Here is a 24,405-nt window from a genome sequence, read left to right as displayed (position 1 = left end):
GAATAGTGAACCGTTGTTAGACAAAAAACAAACTTTTTGTTTTTATTTGCAAGCATTTATAATTTTTGTTTCAATAATTTAAAAATAAGCAGACAATTTTTTTATAAAATAAAAAGGTCACTCCTAATGAGTGACCTTAATAATAAAACCAACTTTAATGATTGATGATTAATCTTGTTCTTGTTTTTTCAAAGCTGCACCCAGAATATCACCAAGAGAAGCACCTGAATCTGTAGAACCATATTGTGCAACAGCTTCTTTTTCCTCTGCAATTTCTAAAGCTTTAATCGATACTGAAATTTTACGTGTTTTTTTATCAAATGCTGTGATGCGAGCATCAACCTTTTGCCCAATTGCGAAACGCTCAGGACGTTGCTCATCACGATCACGCGCAAGATCAGCACGCCGAATGGTTGTCTCAAGGTTGTGGTCAATCAATTTCACACCAATGTCATTGTCGTTAACAGCAATCACTTCGCATGTTACAACTGCACCTTTTCGCAATTCGCCAGAAGCAGCTGCTTCTCCAACTTTATCGCTGGAAAGCTGCTTAATTCCAAGAGAAATGCGCTCTTTTTCAATGTCAACATCAAGGACCACAGCCTTAACGATATCGCCTTTATTGTAAGTATCAATAACTTGTTCACCAGGACGGTTCCAATCAAGATCAGACAAATGAACCATACCGTCAACATCGCCTTCAAGCCCAATAAACAGACCAAATTCTGTTTTATTTTTAACCTCTCCTTCAATTTGCGAATTGACAGGAAATTTATTGGCAAAAGCTTCCCATGGATTTTCAAATGTTTGTTTTAAGCCAAGAGAAATACGCCGTTTAGAAGGATCAATCTCAAGAACAACCACTTCTACTTCTTGTGATGTAGACAGAATTTTTCCAGGATGAACATTTTTCTTTGTCCAGCTCATTTCAGAAACATGGATCAGCCCTTCGATTCCTGGTTCAATTTCAACAAAACCACCGTAATCAGTAATGTTGGTAACAGCACCCGTAATTTTTTTACCAATCGGATACCGGACACTGATGCTTTCCCAAGGATCACTTTCAAGCTGTTTCATTCCAAGAGAAATACGGTGCGTATCTTGATTAATGCGAATAATCTGCACTTTAATCGTTTGGCCAATTGTGAGCACTTCAGATGGGTGATTAACACGCCGCCATGCCATATCTGTAACGTGCAAGAGACCATCAATCCCACCAAGATCAACAAAGGCACCATAATCTGTAATATTTTTCACCACACCTTCAACGATTTGATTTTCTTCAAGATTTTGTACGATTTCTGAACGTTGCTCAGCGCGACTTTCTTCTAAAACAGTGCGGCGTGAGACCACAATATTGCCACGACGACGATCCATCTTCAAAATTTCAAAGGACTGTGAATTATGCATGAGGGGTGAAACATCACGAATGGGACGAATATCAACTTGGCTGCGAGGCAAGAAAGCAACGGCACCATCAAGATCGACTGTAAAACCACCTTTTACTTGGCTAAAGATCACTCCATCAACGCGTGCACCAGCATTGAATTTTTCCTCCAAACGGACCCAACTTTCTTCGCGCCGTGCTTTTTCACGCGATAAAACAGCTTCACCCATCGCATTTTCAATGCGTTCAATGTAAACCTCAACTTCATCGCCAACTTGCAAAGAACCATCTTTTGCTTTAGCTCCAAATTCTTTGAGAGGAATACGTCCTTCGACTTTAAGACCAGCATCAATAATGGCCATGTCTTTTTCGATTGCAATAACACGACCTTTAACAACAGATCCTTCATTAAGATCATTAGTTTGAAAAGATTCTGTTAAAAGGGCTTCAAAATCCGCTGTTGTGGGATTGTATTGTGACATAAGAACTCCTAATATATACCTTGTATTATAAGGTATGAGCGCTAGGTTAGTGTTAACATAAGTAACTCCCTAGCCTTTTCCTTGAATAAAGGAAAAAAGTTAGCGCTAGGCTGGAAGTTACCTTAACGAATTTATCCAATTATATGCATTTTTATGATTGGATCAACAAAACTGCATGCAATTTCAAATGTTGCTTCTATACTCAATTCTGACGTATCAAGCAAGTGGGCGTTTTTTGCTGGTTTTAGTGGACTTTGTTTGCGCGTTATATCGCGACTGTCGCGCTGTTCAAGTTGAGCTAGGATTTCATGATAATTTGCTTGAACACCTTTTTTTAAAATCTCTTGGTAGCGGCGTTTGGCGCGTGTTTGAACATTGGCTAGAATATAAAACTTGATATCGGCATCAGGACAAACAATAGTTCCGATATCACGCCCATCAAGCACACAGCCGGGCAAAACTTTAGCAAAGTTGCGTTGTTTTTCGACAAGAATTTTGCGTACAGCAGGATTAATTGCTATTTTTGAAGCCGCTTCACCAAGTTCATGAGAAGAAAGAAGAGAAGGATTTAAGGTATTAAAATCAAGTTTTTTAGCATAAATAATAGCATTTTTTTCATCATTAAGAGCTAAATTTTGTTGTAAAAGCGTATGAGCAACACTACGATAAGTAAGACCAGTATCGAGATGGCGAAGGCGATAATGTGCAGCAATTTTGCGTGCTAAGGTTCCTTTGCCTGAGGCTGCAGGTCCATCAATGGCGATAACAAAAGGCTTCAAGCGATTTTTCCCCCAAGTTGTTTTATAAAAGGAATAAATTCTGGAAAGCTCGTAGCGATCATTCGTTTATCATCAATGGTAACAGGTTTTTCTGATACAAGCCCAAAAATGAGAAAACACATAGCAATTCGATGATCAAGATGTGTGGCAACATACCCACCCCCCAAACCTTTGGCAGAACCTTTTCCATAAACAATAAGAAAATCTTGACCTTCTTCACAGTCTACGCAATTAATTTTTAATCCTTGAGCAACAGCAGACAATCGATCTGATTCTTTTACACGCAATTCTTCAATTCCTAGCATAACTGTTTTGCCTTCTGCAAAGGCTGCTGCTACTGCCAAAGCAGGATATTCATCTATCATCGATGGAGCACGTTCTTTGGGCACCGTAACGCCTCTAAGGACCGATGATTTTATCCGTAGATCAGCAACATCCTCTCCACCTGTTTGACGTCGGTTCAAAAATTCAATTTGAGCACCCATTTCCCACAATGTTTCGATAAGTCCTATTCGAGAGTTATTTATCAAAACATTTTCAATGGTGATATCAGAGTCTTCTACAAGAAGGGCTGCGATAATTGGAAAAGCAGCAGAAGAAGGATCCCCCGGAATATGAATCGTTTGTCCAGTAAGATGGGGTTGACCATTAAGATGAATCAAACGCGCACCTTCGTTATCTTTTTCTATTTCAAGTTGCGCACCAAATGCTTTTAACATTTTTTCCGTATGATCTCGTGTCAGAACTGGTTCAATAACAGTTGTAATGCCAGCGGTATTGAGTCCAGCAAGCAGGATTGCTGATTTAATTTGGGAGGAAGCTATTGGAACACGGTAACGAATCGGATTAGCCATTTTCGGACCATAAAGCGTTAAAGGAAGGTGATCGTCGCGCGTTGCCTCAATTTCAACCCCCATGAGACGCAGTGGAGCAAGGATACGTCCCATTGGACGTTTAGAGAGAGAAGCATCACCAATAAAGGTTGTTTTCATATGATACGGACCAACCATTCCCATAACCAAACGAGCACCTGTTCCAGCGTTTCCAAAGTCTAAAGGTTTTTGTGCAGCTAAAAGGCAACCATTCCCTGTTCCTCGTATGATCCAGAAGTCATCTTTTTTAATAATACAGGCACCCATAGCTTGCATAGCAGCAGCTGTATTGAGTACATCAGCGCTTTCAAGTAATCCATGAATATATGTCTCACCACTTGCTAATCCTCCCAATATAAGAGAGCGGTGAGAGATTGATTTATCTCCTGGTATTTGAATTTTTCCAGAGAGACTACTCGATTTATAGGTGGTTATAGGGATTGCTTTTTGCATGGAAATTCTATTTAATTCTATCTAACTTTTATGAAATTGTGCATCCTTTAGCACATGCTTTAAAAGACGTCATGAAAAAATCACTGTGGAACAGTGTATTTATCTTTGACAAAGGTATTATTTTTCGATTAAGCACCATAAAATTTATCTTTTAATGGAATAATAGTTAATCAAAGAGGCACGGTTTATGGCAAAACAAGAACTTGGAACTAAACGTGTTGATCCAGAAACAGGAAAAAAATTTTACGATCTAAATCGCGATCCTATTGTGTCGCCCTATACAGGGATTTCTTATCCGCGTTCTTACTTTGAAGTTGCAGCAGCTGAAGCAAACAATGAAGAAGAAGTTGATACTGAAGAGCTTGATACAGCACTTGAAAAATCTGCTTTTATGCTTCTTGAAGATGATGATGTGGATTCTAAAGATGACGATCTTCCTGATTTAGAAGATAGTGATGTAGATCTTGGTGATGATGATGATACATTTTTGTCTCATGATGGTGACGATGAAGATGATGACGTTACTGATATTCTCGGAGGCGGTGTTTCTAATGATGACGATGCTTAAAAGAAGTAAAAGAGGACATCTTTTCTATTGAATGTAAATTCTTCTTGATCTTCAATTTTGATCGTTCTAGAAAAGCTGGAATTGTATACTGTCTTTTTGGGACAATTTGTTTTTATAGGGGCTATAGCTCAGCTGGGAGAGCGCTTGCATGGCATGCAAGAGGTCAGCGGTTCGATCCCGCTTAGCTCCACCAAAAAGACCAACTGTTCTATCAAGGGAATCAATTATAATAAAAGATGTGTGCATATAATAAAAGATGTGTGCATCAATTTAAAAGGTTTATGTGCTATTTAATTATCATTCCAATAGCGCCTGTTCCTTGCATCTTAATGATATTATAATACATTTTTAATCATTTGTTGGATTATAAAATTTACTGTCGCAACCGTGAAAGTAGATAATTTTTTATGCTTTGCACAGAAATAGAAAATGAGCTGTTTAACCTGCGCCTTGTCTTAAAGGACAAAATTTGAATTTCCTTTACCACAATATTTCCACAAATATCATAATATGTTGGTTACCGGTATCTTTTTAAAAGATATGAAGTACTTAAACAAAGAGTAGAGAATAAAATATTAAAATATACTTCTCAATTATTGCGAATCAGAACTTTTTTCGAGTATTTTTAGCCTGATCAGATGTTCTGCCAATTAAAAATTATCCACCTTGAGTAGCGTATACCTGCTCAATACTAAGGTATATTAACACTTAAATAATATATTGAATCAATTAATTTTTTTCCTTGCACGTCATAAACAAGGTCGAGGTGTAAGAGCAAAGTGGTGCTATCATTATATGTGCTAATTCCCAATGTTACGGATAATTCTTACATTTGAGAATGTATGTTCATAAAAAAACATTTTTAGTCTTTTCTTTCACAGTTTTTATCCACATACCCATTGTGCTTGTTATGTGCAAGCCAATGGTTTTATTGATTCAACCTCAAGAGATCTGAAACGATAAAACCCTACGCCATTCGAGATTCTTACTTTAATATGAATAACGATATATTATCTTTATAAATCAATATGCTTAAACCATTTAAGAAAAAGAATAAAAATGCTTCTCATAAATATTCTCAAATGCAAAAGCTATCACAACATTGGAGACTGACTTGTTACTTCATAGGCGTTACAAATCTTTCTCTGAATATTCCCTACCCTGAATATTCATTGTGTATAAAGTTGCATATACCTTATCATCCTATAAACGGGAGTGTTTTTACAATACAATAAGATAACTTCTTTCAATTAAGATGAACTGGATGGACGACTATGTTTTATTTCATACAATACTAAATACACTTAGTTTTTTTGAAGACTGTAGCGCCCTCTTTATACAAAACAACGTTTTTTCGTTTAATGCATTTCTCGTTTTTTTATATTGAATATTTTACCCTTTTTATGATGCCCGAATTGCATTTGTTTTAATTGCTATTTTATACGCTTAACAAAGAAAATATTCATATAATAATCAGCCAGTAATACGCATAATGAAAATAAAAAATGATATTATATTTTAAAATTTTTCTTCAATAACCTCTAGTACTTAGCCCAATGCGAAATGCCAACACTAAATAGAAAATGGTTTCTATTATAATTTTTTTTAACAAAGGAAGTAAAAATGTCGAGAGTATCTTCAAATATATTGTGTATTGCAAAAGCTTTCTGTCGCTTGAGTTTATTCTAAAAAATAACAATTTATTTCATTGAACGATCAGAAAACGACACTATTTTATCATATCATGTGGAATTTTGCTTTCGAATAATTTTATCCCATCAATTCCCTGATTGAGATTTTCAAAAATCTTCCCTAATGCCATCCACATCTTTTTAATTGCTGTTCATAGAGCCTCGATATCCTTGCCATGCGCTGTGCTGTCTGTGAAAGCGCAGCACTGACATGCCCACCACTACGTGCATAAGCACCATGCCCCATATGATAATTTAAATAAAGGCTATATGCATCATCAAACCTCACCCCATTGCGTTGAACACTTTGGCTATGATACCAAGCAACAAAATCAGCAGCATCTGCGAAATTCGTACGCCATGCAAAAGACTTTCCTGTAGAGCGAAGATACATTGCCCATGTACTATCAAGCGCTTGAGCATAACCATAAGCTGTCGACCGACGCTTCCATGGAATAAAACCAAGTAGTTTTTTGCGTGGAGGACGTGCATTGTGACGAAAGCTCGATTCCATCTTAATGGTTGCAAGAATAATAGGCATAGGAATTCCATAGCGCATTTCCGCTCTTTGAGACACCTTACCCCAATTGTCAAAAAAACCATTTTTTTGTGCTAAAATAGCACAAGCATTATTTGTGTGGATGGGAGTGGTTGTTGCGCATCCCTCTAGCAAAAACACCAGTGCCCCTAAAAACAAAAGGTGTCGCATATTCCTATTCCTCTCGTTTAAGAAATAAAACAAGATAGAGATACTAAAAAATGATTACCAATCAATAAAGAACATGATCTAACTTGTAATATCTAAGAAGCTTGCTTTGCTTTATTCCTCATCAGCAAAACGCAATGTTTGCGACTGAGCCAATGTTGTCATTTTTGTTGGTTCAGAGTAATTTTCTTTTAATTCGACAGTTTCAATGCGATTTGCCCGTTTCATGATTTTGGAGGACGATATCAAAATTCCCTCTATATCTTCACCTGCTTTATGAAAGTGCTTCTGTAGTGCGCGAACACGCGTATCCATTCGTCCAAAATCTTCCATCAATTTTGCTACTTCTGATTGAATTAAATGCGCTTGTTCACGCATACGCGCATCTTTCATAATGGTTTGTACCACTTGGACAGAGAGCATCAACAAAGATGGTGAAACAATAATCACATGGGCTCTATTGGATTTTTGTACCAATGCCTCAAAGTCCTCATAAATTGTTGCGAAAATCGATTCAGATGGCACAAAAAGGAAAGCAGTGTCATGGGTTTCTCCAGGAATCAAATATTTCTGTGCAATATCACGAATATGAACTTCCATATCGGTACGAAATTGGCGTTCTGCCTCTTGACGCTCTTGCGCTGATTCTGCCTTACGCATAGCATTCCAAGCTTCCAGAGGAAATTTAGCATCAACAACAAGAGAAGGAGCTTTATTGGGCATATGAATGAGACAATCTGGGCGCTTTCCATTGGAAAGAACAGCCTGAAAAGCATAAGCATTTGTTGGTAAGGCATCGGCAATAATTGCTTCCATCCGCCCCTGACCGAAAGTACCACGCGTCTGCTTATTGCTTAAAATGGACTGCAACTGAACAACTTGTCCCGTAAGCGATTGAATATTATTTTGTGCTGCATCAATCACTGCTAAACGCTCTTGCAAACGATTCAAATTTTCATAAGTGGATTTGGTCTGTACCTGAAGTGTTTGGCCTAAGCTTGTTGTCATCCCATTGAGTTGCTCACTGAGTGATTTATTCAATTCAGCCTGCCGTTGACCAAAAATTTCCGCCATCGTTTGCATTCGTCCTTGCATTTCAGCTTGTGTTTTCAGCAAGGTAGCCATCTGCATTTGTGCCTCACGTGCGCGTTCAGCAATTTCATTTTCCAAAAATGCTTTTTTTCGATGAGAATGTATCAACATAAAAAATGCCAAACAGACAAGTATAAATAAAAGCAAAAGCATTAGTTTAGAAAAAAAATCACCAGCGAGTATGGAAAAAAACGAATCAAACATAAATTGTAATATAACGCTCTTATTGTAAAAAAACGCAAGAATCCGTTATTCAATATTGACCAATAACAAACCATTGATTAATCTCTACTTATGCCAATGAGATCTTTAGTTACTTTACCTGATCCGATTTTACGGGAAGTGTCCAAACCTGTTGAGCAGGTCGATTCAGCTCTCCAAAAACTTGCGGATGACATGTTGGAAACCATGTATAATTCTAAGGGCGTTGGTCTTGCTGCTATTCAAATTGGTATACCGCTACGTATGTTGGTTATAGATGTCTCTGGAAATTCTGAAGATGAGCAGGAAAAACCACTTGTTATTATCAACCCTGAAATTTTATGGCTTTCAGATGAGCGTAATATTTACAAAGAAGGTTGTCTTTCTATTCCTGATTATTTTGCAGAAGTTGAACGTCCTAAACGCCTTCGTGTTCGCTATCAGAACCGTGAAGGAAAACAAACAGAAATTGAAGCAGACGATCTCTTAGCAACTTGCTTACAGCATGAAATTGATCATTTAGATGGGCGCCTTTTTATTGATTACATTTCAAAGATCAAACGCGATATGGTGATACGAAAATTTAAAAAACGCGCAAAAGAAAAAAACATGCAGGAAGCAGTTTTGTAATGGCTTTACGATTAAGTTTTATGGGAACACCAGATTTTTCTGTTCCTATTTTACATGCTTTATTGGATGCAGGTCATGATGTTGTTGCTGTTTATAGTCAACCCCCTCGCCCAGCAGGACGTCGAGGGCTTAAATTAATCCCCTCCGCTGTTCACACCATAGCAAAAGAAAAATCCATTCCTGTCTTCACGCCTCAAACACTCAAAACAATCGAACAACAGGAGCAATTTGCAGCACTTTCTGTTGATGCTGCTATTGTGGTGGCTTATGGACTCCTTTTACCCAAAGCTATTCTCGAAACGCCACGTTTTGGTTGTTTTAATGCCCACGCTTCACTCTTACCACGTTGGCGTGGTGCTGCGCCTATTCAACGAGCAATTATGGCTGGTGATAAAGAAACAGGTATCATGATCATGAAAATGGATGAAGGACTTGATACGGGGCCTATCGCTCTTTCTCGCTCCATCCCCATTACTGATAACACCACCACTGCTGAGCTTTCAAACAGACTTTCACATATTGGCGCAGAACTTATGGTAGAGACTTTATCCACTCTTGAAAAAGGACAACTTAAACTGACCCCACAATCAGAAGAAGGCATCACCTATGCCGCCAAAATTAGAAAAGAAGAGACCCGCATTGATTGGACAAAACCTGCAGAGTTTATTCATAGGCATATTCGCGCGCTCTCTCCCTCTCCTAGTTGCTGGTGCAATATGAATATCGGTGGACGAGAAGAACGTGTAAAAATTCTTGATAGTCGTTTAACAACAGGTCCTTCTCTTGAAATTGGACGGATAGAACCAGATTCTTTGATTATCCATTGTGGGCAAGGACGGATAGAAATAACCTCTCTCCAAAGATCTGGCGGTAAAATTCTTGAGTGCGCAACCTTTTTGCGAGGTGCTCATATTTCTGCTGTTTTTTAAGATGCCACGTTTTAAACTCACTCTTGAATATGATGGTTCAAATTATGCTGGTTGGCAGCGTCAAGCAAAACTTCACACGATACAAGGAGCTCTTGAACAAGCAATTTTTTGCTTTAGTGGACAACAATTGACCATAACAACAGCAGGAAGAACCGATGCGGGCGTACATGCTACGGGACAAGTTGCGCATGTTGATTTTGAAAAAAACTGGCTCTCCCATACTGTGCGTGACGCGCTCAATGCTCTTTTACGTAAACAGGGAGAGGCGATTTCAATCTTAAATGTAGAAAATGTCCCTGATGACTTTGATGCACGATTTTCCGCTGTAAAACGCCATTATCTTTTTAAAATACTTAATCGTCGCTCTCCACCAGCTTTAAATGCCAAACGCGTGTGGTGGATACCAAAACCTCTTCATGCTGAAGCCATGCATGAAGCTGCGCAAAAGCTTGTAGGACAACATGATTTTACAACTTTCCGTTCAGCACATTGCCAAGCCAAAAGCCCTATTCGCACCCTTGAACGTCTCGATATTCAAAGAGAAGGTGAAGAAATTTTCCTTTATGCACAAGCTCGTTCTTTTCTTCATCATCAAATCCGTTCATTCGCAGGAAGCCTCATGGAAGTGGGTATTGGACGTTGGACAGCTCAAGATCTCGAAACAGCTCTTCATGCTAAAGATCGTAAACGTTGTGGTGTTGTTGCCCCCCCCTCAGGACTTTATTTAACCAAAGTAGAGTATTAATTATCCTTCAAGAGTGAGCATCTCAAAAGTCGTTAAGGCAGTTTATAAAAAGAATGAATTTCTTCAAAAGCTTCTGCTGCTGTATTAACAAATTTCACAAAATTAATATCAGTAGGAGAAATTGTACCTTGTGCAGACAGATACTCAAAATTGACAGTATTGCTCCAAAATTCTTTGCCAAACAATAAAATTGGTACCTGTTTCATACGCCCCGTCTGTACTAAAGTTAACGTCTCAAACAGTTCATCCAGAGTTCCAAATCCGCCAGGGAAAATGGCTAGGGCTTTCGCTCGTACTAAAAAATGCATTTTGCGCATCCCCAAATAGTGGAAATTAAAACACAAATGCGGTGACACATACGAATTAGGCTCCTGCTCATGTGGTAAAATAATATTCAAGCCAATCGTTGGGGCACCAACATCACAAGCACCACGATTTCCCGCCTCCATGATTCCTGGTCCGCCCCCTGTAACAACCACAAATTCACGATATTGTGTCGTAGCAGAATAAAGTGAGCACAAACGTGCAAACTCTCTTGCTTCATCGTAATAATGTGACATAGCATGCAAATTTTTCTTTTGTATTTCATTCTTTGCAGCCCACGCTGCTTGCCCAGGTTCAGGAATACGCGCACCACCAAATAAAACAACTGTTGATTGAATATCATATTCTTTAAGGGTTATTTCCGGCTTTAAAAATTCAAGACTAATACGTTGTGAACGCAGCTCTGGACGCATCATAAAATCTTGATCGATATAGGCTAAACGATAAGTAGACGAACGCACCTGTGCTGAATTAGAGACTTTATGGATCTGTTGTAGAGCATCCTTCGTATGGAGAAGTGGCGTCCAGTTTTCTTGCTCCCTTTTTCTTTTTTCTTTACAGCTTTTTTTCATGCACCTGTCCTACTTCCTCATCGTTTTATTGACTGAACACATTTCTTCGCGTAGTTCATAGAGAATAAATCTTGAAGCTTTCAACTTGTTTAACGGAACTCTCGTCATGACCCATATCACACAACTTGAAATTATTATCGAACAAGCTTTTGACGATCGCGATTCTATCGATACTACCACAAAAGGCGAAATACGTGAGAGTGTTGAACATGCATTGAACCTTCTTGATAAAGGTGAAATCCGTGTTGCAGAACGACAAAAAAATGGACAATGGCATGTTCATCAATGGTTGAAAAAAGCGGTTTTACTCTCTTTTCGGCTTAATCCTATGCAAATTATTACTGGTGGAATCAATGGGACACATTGGTGGGATAAAGTTCCTTCAAAATTCTCTGGTTGGCAAGAGGCAGATTTTAAAAGTGCTGATTTCCGTTCCGTTCCTGGAGCCATTGTACGTCATTCTGCTTACATTGCACCCAATGTTATATTGATGCCATCCTTTGTCAATCTTGGTGCTTTTATCGATGAGGGCACAATGGTTGATACATGGACCACCGTTGGTTCTTGTGCACAAATTGGTAAACATGTCCATCTTTCTGGCGGTGTTGGTATTGGAGGTGTTTTAGAACCACTGCAAGCAAATCCAACAATCATTGAAGATCATTGCTTTATCGGTGCTCGCTCTGAAATTGTTGAAGGCTGTATTATCCGTGAAGGTGCTGTTTTGGGAATGGGAGTCTTTATTGGAAAATCAACAAAGATTATTGATCGTACAACAGGTGAAATTTTTATTGGTGAAGTACCAGCCTATTCAGTGGTTGTACCAGGTTCTCTCCCTGGAAAACCTTTACCAAATGGTGAAGCAGGCCCAAACCTTTATTGTGCTGTTATTGTAAAACGCGTTGATCAAAAAACACGAGAAAAAACATCCATTAATGATCTTTTACGTTCTTAGACACAAGATTAATTCATAATAATATTTCATCGTTTTTTAACTTGAATAATAACCTCGAATACAAGGATTCTCTCATTGCAAATCCTTTCATAGTGAATCAATCACTATCATTTCCTTGCACGTTACAAACGCAGTTGGTGTGTGGGTAAAAAACACTTTAAGAAAAGAGTGAAATACCTTTAATGAATTCTCTCAAGTGATAAGGACTGTCATAATATTTTGAGCGGAAAAAGAGTATGATGGGTGCGCTTTGCACCTTTCTGACGCGTAAAAGCGGTAATGCCAAATGGATTTTATATCATTCACAGTGTATTTTACATTATATTTTGTTACATCCCCCGTTGTGAAATGGAGTTTGATGTATTGAGAAATGTTTCTTTGAAACAAGTGCACAAATATGCAACATAAATGTATTTTGTTTAAAGCATTCTGTTTTACGTGAGAAAGTGACACCATTATGCAATACACAAGAACATGAAGCACGACGCAATTCTATTTAAAAGTGTTCTTTAAACACCTGAACCAATCAACAAAAGCAAAAGCGCAATCAATGAGAGAAAATACCCCTTTTTTCATTATTTGTTCATTTTGAGCGCTTGAATAAATGCCGATTGTGGAATTTCTACTTTTCCAAATTGGCGCATCCGCTTTTTGCCTTCTTTTTGCTTTTCCAAAAGTTTGCGCTTACGCGTAACATCACCCCCGTAACATTTCGCTGTTACATCTTTACGCAAAGCACGAATCGTTTCGCGCGCTATAACTTTACCACCAATAGCCGCTTGAACTGGAATCTGAAACATATGCTGGGGAATAAGATCTTTCAGTTTTTCACACATGGAACGCCCGCGCTTTTCTGCAATCGTGCGGTGAACAAGCATCGATAATGCATCAATAGGCTCTCCATTCACTAAAATAGACATTTTAACTAAATCACCTTCTGCATAATCTGTCATTTGATAATCAAAAGAAGCATAACCCTTTGAAATCGATTTTAGCCGATCATAAAAATCAAAAACAACTTCATTCAGTGGTAAATCATACGTTACCATAGCACGGGTTCCAACATAGGATAAACCAACCTGTACCCCACGCCGCTCTTGGCATAGCTCTAAAATTGACCCAAGATAATTATCAGGAGTCATGATTGTTGCCCGAATCCATGGTTCTTCTATGGAAGAAATTTTAACCACATCAGGCATATCCGCTGGATTATGTAACTCTTTAACAGAACCATCATTCATATTCATGCGATAAACAACTGAAGGTGCTGTCGCAATTAAATCCAAATTAAACTCACGCTCTAATCGCTCTTGAATAATTTCAAGATGCAGAAGTCCCAAAAAGCCACAGCGAAAACCAAACCCCAAAGCCGCAGATGTTTCCATTTCAAAAGAAAAACTCGCATCATTTAAGCGTAATTTGCCCATGGCTGCACGCAAATCATCAAAATCAGCAGCATCAATTGGAAAAAGCCCACAAAAAACAACCGGTTGCGCCGGCTTAAAACCAGGCAAAGCATTTTCACAAGGACGACGCTCTTCAGTAATCGTATCCCCAACCCGTGTATCTGCTACCTCTTTGATAGAAGCAGTGATAAAACCAATCTCGCCTGGTCCTAATTCATCAACCTGTACCATTTTAGGTGTAAACACCCCAACGCGCTCAACTGGATATTTTGCACCTGTACCCATCATACGAATGGTTTGGCCTTTTTTTAAAATACCATCTATCACCCGTACCAAAACAATGACACCAAGATATGCATCATACCAGCTATCAACCAACATTGCTTTCAAGGGATTTGCAACATCGCCTGTATGTGGAGGTGGTAATTGTGCAACAATTGCCTCCAGAACATCAGGAACACCCAAACCTGTTTTTGCTGATATTTCTACTGCTTGAGATGTATCAATGCCTATTACATCTTCAATTTGTTCTTTAACACGCTCAGGTTCTGCTGCTGGAAGATCAACTTTATTGAGAACAACAACCAACTCATGGGAATTATCAATGGCTTGATAAACATTTGCTAACGTCTGCGCCTCTACGCCTTGGCTTGCATCCACCACCAACAGAGAACCTTCACAAGCTGCCAATGAACGCGAAACCTCATAAGCAAAATCCACATGACCAGGTGTATCCATAAGATTTAAAATATAGGTTTCACCATTCTTTGCCTTATAGTGTAAACGTACCGTTTGTGCTTTAATAGTAATTCCACGTTCACGCTCAATATCCATGGAATCGAGTACTTGTTCTTTCATCTCACGTGTATCAAGCCCACCTGTTATTTGAATCAAACGATCAGCTAAAGTTGATTTGCCGTGATCAATATGCGCCACGATGGAAAAATTACGAATATAATTACGATCTATTGTCATATAAGGCGATTTAGCAAAGAATAATACAAAACGCAAAGACCAATTATGTTCCGGCTTCTATCAAAAGAATATAAACCTAAAAATCTTCTCAAAACACAACTTTTTATAGCCTAAAAAATGAGGCTTTTGTTTGCTAAATTAAATCCAAGGGTGATAAAATGATCCTTTCACATCTTATTTGATAACTCATATCTGTAGTAAGCCGGCACCATCACACACTTTGCCAGCCTCCAATATTACGACGATCCTTTACACTTGAAAAATTTTATAAGAGATATGCTTTTCTTGTACAGTCTTTACCCACATGCCCCCCACCCACTTGTGATGTGTAAGCAAGTGATTTGGATTGATTTAACATGAAAATGATTTGACGTGAGAAAATTTTACGGTATTCAGGGTTCTAATTCAATTGTGAATAATGCTATATTATAATTATAAATCAATGTATTATCATATTTATATGATGGGCGTGTATATCACTTAGGCTTGCAATAAAATTCGCAAGAAATGCTTTTTATTTGTACGCAATAATCTTCTTTTTTAGTAATCTTATATAAAATAACATGAATATCGAGGGAGTTCCTTCTCAATTTTTAAAAATTTAGAAATATGCTCTATTGAATGATGTTTTTATGTACTTTTTATACAACTCCTTCCTTCCTCCATTAAGCATAAAACACACCAATCCTCTTCGATTCATTGGATAACGCATTGATTTATAATGATCGTTTATTGTTTTGCGATTTAAATTAAAACTCTGAATATCGCGAGCCTCTCTCTTTCAAATGCCAAAGGCTATCATAATATTGAGAACTGATAAAGAAAATGCTAGTGCCCTTTATTTTAAGTAAAATGATGATGCTCTGTGGTTTTTCTATACTTCATGCGGACTGTCAATGAATATGATGTATATTGAGAAAATTATCTTTTAAAAAACGCTTTAATGTACAACGTTATGGGGGTACTTTGGGCGTTCTATTTTGCGTATGAAGCGTAACTCTATTAAAGGACAAAAGAAATAACGTACGACAGTGCGTAATTCTCATTATTCAAAAACATTACCGTAGATGTTTTTGAAAATTGTTAAAGCCAAATTTAAACATGATCGTAAAGATGAGCGTTAATTTTTACCTTTATATCACCTCATGCTTTGGCTCAATAAAGGTTGTCTTCCCGTTTCAGAAGTTAGGCAAACAGATAGAAGCATACTATTTCTCCAATTTGGCATGCAAAAGCTGGAATAACTTATAGAACTTCTTAATCATCTTAATATTAAAAAAGCTTCAAAAATGAAAACTCTACAAGAAAAAATCTCATGCAATAAAATCATAATAAAAAAATGTATAGCTAATCATTTTTTTTAATTGCTTTATTTTTTTTACGCCATTGTGAAGGTTGTAATTCAGCCACAATTATCCCAATCAGAATAAGCAAACCGCCCAATAAAGCTAAGGGAGATAAATGTTCTCCAGCCAAACGCCCAACAATACCAGCCCATACCGGTTCACCTGCGTAAATGAGTGTCGCACGTGTAGGGGAAATAGACTTTTGTGCCCAATTCATAGCTAATTGAATGATGGCACTCATTAATGCCAATCCTATACCAATATTAAACCACACCCACGAAAATTCAGGGATGCTTTCACCCATCAAAGGCATACAAGCAAATGAAAAAAAACCACTAAAAAATAACTGAATAATGGTTACACGCCGACTATCAACCTTGTTCGCAAAAATTCCGATGAGTATGACTTCTCCAGCAATCGCTAAAGCGCCTAACAAAGTTAAAATTTCGCCTTTTGAAAAATCAAAATTTCCCGGCTTTTGTCCTGAAATAAATACAAGCCCAATAAAAGCGAAAATAATACCAATCCAACAAGCTAAACGGGGAGGTTTTTTAAAAACAATCCATTGCAAGATGGGAACCATCGGTACATAAAGCGCTGTAATAAAAGCTGACTGACTACTAATAATTGTTTGAAGTCCAGCTGCTTGAAAAGCATAACCAAAAAACATGGCTAAACCTATCGCCATCCCAGCGAAAACTTCATAAACAGTTATACCTTTTATAGAGCGCCAAAAAATTACCCCACATATAAGAGATGCAACAATAAAACGAAATCCAACAAAAAACAGAGGACCACTATAGCGTACCGCAATGTGAATGACTAAAAATGTAATGCCCCACAATATTGTCGCAGTAAATATTGCCAATTCTGGCTTACTTAATAAAGGATATTTAAACTGTTTTAGATTCACCATGAAAAACTTTCTCTTCCAATTTTCCCCACAATTTATGAAACAATAAGCGTTCCAACTCCCTGTTCTGTAAACAGCTCTAGTAAAACAGAATGAGGAGTTTTACCATTTAAAATGACAACACCTTCCACGCCATTTTGAAGGGCTTTTATACAAGTCTCTACTTTTGGAATCATGCCTCCTGAAATTGTCCCATTTTTAATAAATTTCTCAGCTTCAGAAACTGTCAATTCTTTTAAAAGTTTACCCTGGTTATCCAAAACACCAGGAACATCAGTGAGAAATAAAAGGCGTTTAGCCTCTAATGCACCAGCAATAGCTCCAGCAAAAATATCAGCATTAATATTATAAGTTTTACCATCGCGTCCTGGAGCCACAGGAGCAAGAACCGGTATCATTTCAGAACATGCTAAAAGATCTAGCAATGTGCGGTCAACTTCAACAGGCTCACCAACAAATCCCAAATCTAAAACACGTTCAATATGCGAATCAGGATCAATGACAGTTTTATAAGCCTTTTCGGCAAAAACCATATTGCCATCCTTGCCGCATAATCCTATTGCCCATTCTCCCTCAGCATTGATGAGAGCAACAATTTCTTTATTTATGGAACCCGCTAAAACCATTTCAACCACTTCAACGATCCGCTCATCGGTTACCCGTAATCCGTTTTCAAATCGCGATTCAATCCCCATTTTCATTAAAATTTCAGCAATTTGAGGCCCACCACCATGAACAACAACAGGATTAATCCCCGATTGCTTTAATAGAGCAATATCACGCGCAAATGCTCGCCCCAAAGCAGGATCACCCATAGCATGGCCGCCATATTTTACCACGACCGTTTCATTTTCATATTTTTGCATATAGGGTAAAGCAGACGATAAAAATGCTGCTTGTTTTTCCAAAACATCTACATCACCGTTTTTAGCATCATCCATCAATAGAGCCTCCTCATCACTTTTTACCATCTCTTAATGAAATTTAGGAAAAGTGAAAACAATAAAACCAAACTTTACTCTATCCACCCCCCTGAAAATCGTCAATTTTCCTCTAAATTACGAAAAAGGAATAGCGAAATGAAATACAAAAACTTCCTTTAAAAATTGACAGCGAAAAATTAAACAAAATAGGCGTAAAAAAACGTCATTATTTTATGATCTTATATATAAAATTGAAAAGCAAAATTTTGAAGCTACGCTGCACATTCAACTCATTAGTTTATCCCTACGGATACTTAACAATGAATAGGAATATATACAACCATTGATTTTATAAGATAAAAATAAGTTTCTTATAATAATAAAATTAACATATTCCCAAGATTAAGAAATCACTCAACCGCTTTATAGCTTATCTCAATAAACTATAACTTTGGTTTTAAAAATTTGACTTTTTCTCAATCATAAAACATGAGGAAATGTCAACTGAACGCTCCTCATGGAGAATTATAATAAGTTGATTTATAATAATAATTTATCTTTTTATATCGTAAAATCGAAAAAAGGCTTTGCAACATTATCCATATATTGTGATAGCTCTTCAAAAGCATCTTCGTAAAAGCATTTAATTGTTTAGATTACTCTCTTCGTAAGATTTGATAAAATTTCTCATTTTCATGATCTGTCATTAAGTTTTTCTTTTTGCATAGCAATACATGCTTGAATTATTCAATGTTTTTTAGAATTGTTAATTCTTTTAATGTATTATTTTAATTATGTTATTTTATGAAAAAAGATTCATTTCGTATACTTCTCTTTCCATATCACTAACAATTTCAATAATATGTCGTGCTGTTTTCTAAGCATATTGTGCTATTTTTTATTGTATTTGTTTTTTCTTTTTAAAGGTAACTTCCTCTATCTTCCCACCAACTTTTTATTATGCCAATAAATTCAATTAAGTGAATTCCATCGAATCTGTTTCCCCACAAGAGAGATACATCGAATACCTCAAAAAGTGTTTTGTTATGTCTTCTTTAGCATTCAACACACATTATCTCATTCCACAATTTCTTTGGAACAAAATAAACTTGATTATAGCGTTTTTTATTATCTGGAAGAACTATTTATGACATCAGAAATACAAAACTAAATCCGCATCTAAAAAGACATGATTACTGCTAAAAGCTAAGATGAGGCATGTAAAAGCTATTCCGAACAAAATAACCCTTATTTTAAAGGAAGCAGTGATTAAAACTATGAAAAATGCCAAAAATAAAATCGGTTATAAGAAGTTGATACTTTATTTGAAATAAGATGGATTGCCTAACAGCTTATTTAGCGTTTCTTGGCAAGCTGCTACCTATTTTACAGCTTTATTATAGAGCCTTTAAAAAGAAATACAAAAAATACTGAATGCATAAAGGCAGTTATCATGACACTGGCAATATTTATTATCAATCACTCAATTGCGTTCTTATATGGATAAGCCCTTTTTAAAATGTCATAGACACTCAAAAATAAAACTTATCCATAAAACTCATGAAATGTAAAACTATCAGCAGCAGGAGTTTATCCTAAATTAGCTGTCTCTCTCTTTTCTTTTCAAGAAAAAATGCTTTTCAAAGACAATGAGACAATAGAAAACTTAATGAAAATAACTTTCCCACAGTTCTCTCTAATTATTCTGAGAACATTCACATAATTTTAACCAGAAATATTTTCAAAAAATTCTTTCATACGTGAAAAAAAACCATGTGATTGCGGTGAATTTTCATGATTTGAAAGCTTTTCAAATTTTTGCAACAATTCACGTTGTTCTTGCGTTAATTTCTGCGGTGTCTCAATCGTGATATGGATGTAAAGATCACCCCTTGCTTGCTGACGGCGCAACATGGGCATACCTTTGCCTCTAAGGCGGAATTGACGTCCATTTTGTGTCCCTTCTGGAATCTTAACGCGTGCTTTAACACCATCAAGGTCGGAAACTTCAAACTCTCCTCCTAAAGCAGCTGTTACCATTGAAATAGGAACGCGACAGTGAAGATCTGCTCCTTCTCGCTGAAAAAACTCATGCGGTTTAATGGAAAGGAAAATATAAAGATCACCATTGGGGCCACCACGAATACCAGCATCACCCTCACCAGAAAGGCGAATACGCGTTCCATCTTCAATACCAGCTGGAACATTTACGCTCAATGAACGTTTTTTCTCTATGCGTCGTGTCCCCTGACATTTGGGGCATGGATCCGTAATAGTTTCACCACGTCCATGACATGTAGGACATGTCCGCTCAATAGAAAAGAAACCCTGTGCAGCACGCACACGACCAGATCCATGACATGTTCCACAAACTTGCGGCTTAGAGCCTTTTCTCGCTCCTGATCCTTCACAAACATCACACGTAACGGAACTGGGAATATTAATTTCTGCAGTTTTTCCTGAAAATGCCTCTTCTAAAGTCACTTCCATATTATAACTCAAATCTGCGCCACGTTCGCGACTATCACCACGCTTACGGTGTGTCCCTCCCATAATCTCACCAAAAAAGTCTTCGAAAATATCCGCAAATCCACCACCAGCAGCAAAACCACCAAAGGGATTTGCTCCCCCTTGACCACCGCTATTTTCAAAGGCCGCATGGCCAAATCGATCATAAGCAGCACGCTTCTGGGGATCTTTAAGAACTTCATAGGCTTCGCCAATTTCTTTGAATTTTCGCTCTGCCTCTTTATCCCCCGCGTTGCGATCAGGATGATATTGCATTGCCAACTTACGAAAAGCAGATTTCAACTTTTTATCATCACATTCGCGAGTCACGCCAAGAATTTCATAATAGTCAACCTTCATCATGTATTCCTGATAATTTTTCTGTCATCCATCTTTATGGATAATATTGCTTTTAATTTATATTTTTAGCAACAAAGTTGCAACTTATCTCAAATAATAAAGCCCAGCCTTATATTTCAAAGGCCGGGTTTATCAATTAATCAACACATATGCTGACACTATTTCTTCTTATCATTAACTTCTTCAAAATCAGCATCAACAACATCATCATTCTTTGCCTCTGTTTCAGTGTCAGCGCTCGCTGCTTGTGAGGCTTCGTACATAGCCTGTCCAAGTTTCATACTGACTTCTGCTAATTTTTGCATCTTTGTTGTTACTTCTTCCGTATCACTGCCTTCAAGCGCAGATTTCAAATCAGATATTGCTGTTTCAATCTGTCCCTTTTCTTCAGCTGATACTTTATCGCCATATTCATTGAGCGACTTTTCAGTTGAATGAATAAGAGCCTCCGCTTGATTTCTAGCTTCAACACCTTCACGGCGTTTTTTATCCTCAGCCGCGTGCTCTTCTGCATCCTTTACCATTTTTTCAATATCAGCATCACTTAAACCACCTGATGCCTGAATACGAATTTGATGCTCTTTACCTGTTCCCTTATCTTTGGCCGAAACATTAACAATACCATTCGCATCAATATCAAAAGTAACTTCAATTTGAGGTATACCACGTGGGGCTGGAGGAATACCAACAAGATCAAATTGAGCCAATAACTTATTATCACTTGCCATTTCCCGTTCACCTTGGAAAACACGAATCGTCACAGCACTCTGGTTATCATCAGCTGTCGAAAAAACTTGCGATTTTTTCGTCGGGATAGTGGTATTGCGCTCAATAAGGCGTGTGAAAACCCCACCCAAGGTTTCAATACCCAAAGATAAAGGTGTTACATCTAGCAACAACACATCTTTGACATCGCCTTGCAATACACCTCCTTGGATGGCAGCACCCATTGCGACCACTTCATCAGGATTAACGCCTTTGTGTGGATCCTTACCAAAGAAGCTCTGCACAACTTGCTGAATCTTGGGCATACGTGTCATTCCACCCACTAAAACAACTTCGTCAATCTCACCGGCCTTTAATCCAGCATCTTTCAACGCAGCTTTACAAGGTTCAATGGTACGCTGCACTAAATCGTCAACGAGAGATTCAAATTTTGCCCGAGTCAATTTCATTGTTAAGTGCTTGGGACCTGATTGATCTGCCGTGATAAATGGTAAATTGATTTCTGTTTGCTGTGACGAAGAAAGCTCAATTTTTGCTTTTTCTGCCGCTTCTTTTAAGCGCTGTAAAGCGAGTTTATCATTTTTCAGATCAATTCCTTGTTCTTTTTTGAATTCATCGGCAAAATAACCGACCAAGCGCATGTCAAAGTCTTCACCCCCTAAAAACGTATCCCCATTGGTTGACTTAACTTCAAAAACGCCATCTCCAATTTCAAGGACTGAAATATCAAATGTACCACCACCAAGGTCGTAAACAGCAATTGTTTTTCCGTCCTTTTTGTCCAAACCATAAGCTAAAGCAGCAGCAGTTGGCTCATTAATAATCCGTAAAACTTCAAGTCCAGCAATTTTACCTGCGTCTTTCGTGGCTTGACGTTGCGCATCATTAAAATAAGCAGGAACCGTAATAACGGCTTGTTCAACTTTTTCACCAAGATAAGATTCTGCTGTTTCCTTCATCTTTTGCAAAATCATAGCTGAAATTTGTGACGGAGAATATTTCTTTCCCGCCTCTTCAACCCATGCATCACCATTGTCACCTTTAACAATTTTATAAGGAACAAGCGCTTTATCTTTTTCAACCATAGGGTCATCAAAACGGCGCCCTATCAAACGTTTAACTGCAAAAACTGTCCCTTCAGGATTTGTCACCGCCTGCCGTTTAGCAGGCTGCCCAACAAGCCGCTCCCCCCCATCAGTAAAGGCAACAACGGAAGGTGTTGTTCGCGCTCCTTCTGAGTTTTCAATAACTTTTGCGTTTTTGCCATCCATAACAGCCACACAAGAGTTCGTTGTCCCCAAATCAATACCAATTACTTTTGCCATATTATAATCTCCATTCAGCAAGCTACCTCAACCTTCATAAAGCATCTTTTTAAGATAGCTCCTCATAACACCTAAAGCCCGTATATTGCTTCAAGCAATATAAATAATAATAAACTGCAAGTCGCAACAAGCCTTGCTGCCTCGTATATAAGAACAGGCTTTTATTGCTACAAGAGAATAATGAGAGAAACATCTCCAAAATAAAAAATTTATTTTAAAATAGGCACTCTAATGACCCATAAATACCATATTTATGAGAGACTTGAGAGCATAATATATTTTTCTTGCAATTCTCAAAAAATATATCTTTCTATAAAAATTAAAAAATAAAAGAATGATTGCACTCTCGCTCTTGATCTTCTCATCATTGATAAAATCATACTCACGTAAAAGCTTTTTAAAAGGCGAATAATTTATATCACAAATATTATAAATTTTCCTTGGACTAAAATAGTCATCATATCTAATGCTCATATCAGTAAAGGTATTATCTATCGATCTCCTTTCAAAAATTCTCCTTCTAACGGTCTCATTGTTTGCGGCTATTTGAAATCTGTGCTTTAAATTCATCTAAAGCGTTTTTTCTTAACTGTATAATTTTGAACTTTGAAAATATATAAAAATACCTCTGTATAAACGCTTTAAAATGCCAAGAGCTGTCATAATATTAAAATTGGTAAAGTAGTTGATGATTGTTCTGTATTATATCTTCATTAAGTAAAATAGTAGTGCATCATAGATTTTATACCATTTGCAAATACTATTTATGAGATGAACACGGAAGCGTTAAGAGGTGTGTTGTCATTGTAAATCTTACTGTCTTCTTTTAAATTTCAAGAATTCTATGATTTTTATATTCAAATCAATTTCATTTTAGCATTTCTTTCTTTTATTTTAAATAAAAGCTCTGCTAAAATAAAAATATTCAAAGTGTGAATCTTATGAAGGAGGGTAAATCAATGATGACATCTATTATTAAAAAAATAACAAATCTCATCTTTAAGAATATAATACATACACAATATCCATACAAAAAGGTTATCATAAATATCGTGTGTGCTCTTCTCTTTGCTGGTATAACCTTGCCAGCAGGTGCTCAGCAATATAAACTTGGCGACATAGAAATTCTCAATCCTTGGACACGCGAAACACCTAGAGGTATAAGAGTTGGTAGCGGTTATCTCTACATTATTAATCACAGTAATACCCCAGACCGTTTGGTTTCTATTTCCACAAACGGAGTAAAAACAACAGAGATACACTCTATGGCTGTCGTTAATGATATTATGAAAATGGAAAAAATGCACAATGGCATTGAAATTCCGGGAAATGGCGAAATCACGCTTAAGCCTGGCGGTGATCATATTATGTTCATGGGGCTTTCACAACCATTTAAGTTAGGTGATAAAATTAGCGCAAAATTAACATTTGAGAAAGCAGGAACCATTGATGTTGATTTCTCTGTAAACGCTATGAAAGTACCATCACCTTCTAAATCCTCTCCTGTTCACTAAGCTCCTTTTATTATAAATACACA

General features: G+C 37.3%; 17 protein-coding genes and 1 tRNA gene. 7 read left to right on the top strand and 11 right to left on the bottom strand.

The genetic code is table 11. The features are described from left to right. Positions 1-168: 168 nt before the first annotated feature. The 3 genes from rpsA to aroA form a co-directional block, all read right to left on the bottom strand. Positions 169-1,869: a 30S ribosomal protein S1 gene (gene rpsA, locus ACFIMP_RS02050; protein WP_026500132.1), complete on the bottom strand. Its 1,701-nt coding sequence runs from the start codon at positions 1,867-1,869 to the stop codon at positions 169-171. A 131-nt stretch (positions 1,870-2,000) separates the two neighbouring features. Continuing rightward, complete coding sequence (cmk, locus tag ACFIMP_RS02045) at positions 2,001-2,648, bottom strand: (d)CMP kinase (RefSeq protein WP_375685939.1); 648 nt, start codon at positions 2,646-2,648, stop codon at positions 2,001-2,003. Beyond that, a complete protein-coding gene (gene aroA / locus ACFIMP_RS02040; RefSeq protein WP_375685938.1) occupies positions 2,645-3,973 on the bottom strand; it encodes a 3-phosphoshikimate 1-carboxyvinyltransferase in 1,329 nt (442 codons plus the stop codon). Before aroA ends, cmk begins: the two co-directional genes overlap by 4 nt. Before the next feature lie 187 nt (positions 3,974-4,160). On the opposite strand from aroA, the gene ACFIMP_RS02035 reads away from it, so the two are divergent. Then, positions 4,161-4,541 (top strand): TIGR02300 family protein, encoded by a 381-nt coding sequence (locus ACFIMP_RS02035; RefSeq protein ID WP_375611400.1) that lies wholly within the window; start codon positions 4,161-4,163, stop codon positions 4,539-4,541. 117 nt (positions 4,542-4,658) lie between these two features. Further along, positions 4,659-4,734 (top strand) — tRNA-Ala (locus tag ACFIMP_RS02030). A 1,619-nt stretch (positions 4,735-6,353) separates the two neighbouring features. On the opposite strand, the gene ACFIMP_RS02025 is transcribed toward ACFIMP_RS02030, so the two are convergent. Continuing rightward, positions 6,354-6,941, bottom strand: a complete 588-nt coding sequence (locus ACFIMP_RS02025) for a transglycosylase SLT domain-containing protein (RefSeq protein ID WP_375612813.1) — start codon at positions 6,939-6,941, stop codon at positions 6,354-6,356. Between the two features lie 111 nt (positions 6,942-7,052). Next, positions 7,053-8,234: a DNA recombination protein RmuC gene (locus ACFIMP_RS02020; protein ID WP_375612812.1), complete on the bottom strand. Its 1,182-nt coding sequence runs from the start codon at positions 8,232-8,234 to the stop codon at positions 7,053-7,055. A gap of 90 nt (positions 8,235-8,324) precedes the next feature. Here ACFIMP_RS02020 and def point away from each other — a divergent pair, with 90 nt between their 5' ends. The 3 genes from def to truA are packed head-to-tail and all read left to right on the top strand — an operon-like array spanning position 8,325 to position 10,535. Then, positions 8,325-8,861 (top strand): peptide deformylase, encoded by a 537-nt coding sequence (gene def, locus ACFIMP_RS02015; protein WP_375612811.1) that lies wholly within the window; start codon positions 8,325-8,327, stop codon positions 8,859-8,861. After that, positions 8,861-9,790, top strand: a complete 930-nt coding sequence (fmt, locus tag ACFIMP_RS02010; protein WP_375612810.1) for a methionyl-tRNA formyltransferase — start codon at positions 8,861-8,863, stop codon at positions 9,788-9,790. The genes def and fmt overlap by 1 nt, the downstream gene beginning before the upstream one ends. Before the next feature lies 1 nt (position 9,791). After that, positions 9,792-10,535, top strand: a complete 744-nt coding sequence (truA, locus tag ACFIMP_RS02005) for a tRNA pseudouridine(38-40) synthase TruA (RefSeq protein WP_375612809.1) — start codon at positions 9,792-9,794, stop codon at positions 10,533-10,535. A gap of 32 nt (positions 10,536-10,567) precedes the next feature. On the opposite strand, the gene ACFIMP_RS02000 is transcribed toward truA, so the two are convergent. After that, complete coding sequence (locus ACFIMP_RS02000) at positions 10,568-11,431, bottom strand: LOG family protein (RefSeq protein ID WP_375612808.1); 864 nt, start codon at positions 11,429-11,431, stop codon at positions 10,568-10,570. 106 nt (positions 11,432-11,537) lie between these two features. On the opposite strand from ACFIMP_RS02000, the gene dapD reads away from it, so the two are divergent. After that, positions 11,538-12,386, top strand: a complete 849-nt coding sequence (gene dapD / locus ACFIMP_RS01995; RefSeq protein ID WP_375611393.1) for a 2,3,4,5-tetrahydropyridine-2,6-dicarboxylate N-succinyltransferase — start codon at positions 11,538-11,540, stop codon at positions 12,384-12,386. A 575-nt stretch (positions 12,387-12,961) separates the two neighbouring features. On the opposite strand, the gene lepA is transcribed toward dapD, so the two are convergent. The 5 genes from lepA to dnaK form a co-directional block, all read right to left on the bottom strand. Next, complete coding sequence (gene lepA, locus ACFIMP_RS01990) at positions 12,962-14,767, bottom strand: translation elongation factor 4 (RefSeq protein WP_375611467.1); 1,806 nt, start codon at positions 14,765-14,767, stop codon at positions 12,962-12,964. A 1,347-nt stretch (positions 14,768-16,114) separates the two neighbouring features. Then, positions 16,115-17,029, bottom strand: coding sequence for a DMT family transporter (locus tag ACFIMP_RS01985; RefSeq protein WP_375612807.1), 915 nt, complete (start codon positions 17,027-17,029; stop codon positions 16,115-16,117). A 32-nt stretch (positions 17,030-17,061) separates the two neighbouring features. Then, complete coding sequence (gene argB / locus ACFIMP_RS01980) at positions 17,062-17,967, bottom strand: acetylglutamate kinase (RefSeq protein WP_273790235.1); 906 nt, start codon at positions 17,965-17,967, stop codon at positions 17,062-17,064. Between the two features lie 1,707 nt (positions 17,968-19,674). Next, on the bottom strand, positions 19,675-20,817 hold the full coding sequence (gene dnaJ, locus ACFIMP_RS01975; RefSeq protein ID WP_375611466.1) for a molecular chaperone DnaJ: 1,143 nt from the start codon (positions 20,815-20,817) through the stop codon (positions 19,675-19,677). Positions 20,818-20,975: 158 nt separating this feature from the next. Continuing rightward, positions 20,976-22,868: a molecular chaperone DnaK gene (dnaK, locus tag ACFIMP_RS01970; protein ID WP_273790233.1), complete on the bottom strand. Its 1,893-nt coding sequence runs from the start codon at positions 22,866-22,868 to the stop codon at positions 20,976-20,978. Positions 22,869-23,827: 959 nt separating this feature from the next. Between dnaK and ACFIMP_RS01965 the strand changes: the two genes are divergently transcribed. Next, positions 23,828-24,382: a copper chaperone PCu(A)C gene (locus ACFIMP_RS01965; protein ID WP_375611390.1), complete on the top strand. Its 555-nt coding sequence runs from the start codon at positions 23,828-23,830 to the stop codon at positions 24,380-24,382. Positions 24,383-24,405: the final 23 nt, after the last annotated feature.

Source organism: Bartonella sp. AP65SXKL, from assembly GCF_042195725.1.
Classification (GTDB): domain Bacteria; phylum Pseudomonadota; class Alphaproteobacteria; order Rhizobiales; family Rhizobiaceae; genus Bartonella.
The sequence above is the reverse complement of the archived record's forward strand: the minus strand, read 5'-3'. Positions and strand labels throughout refer to the sequence as shown.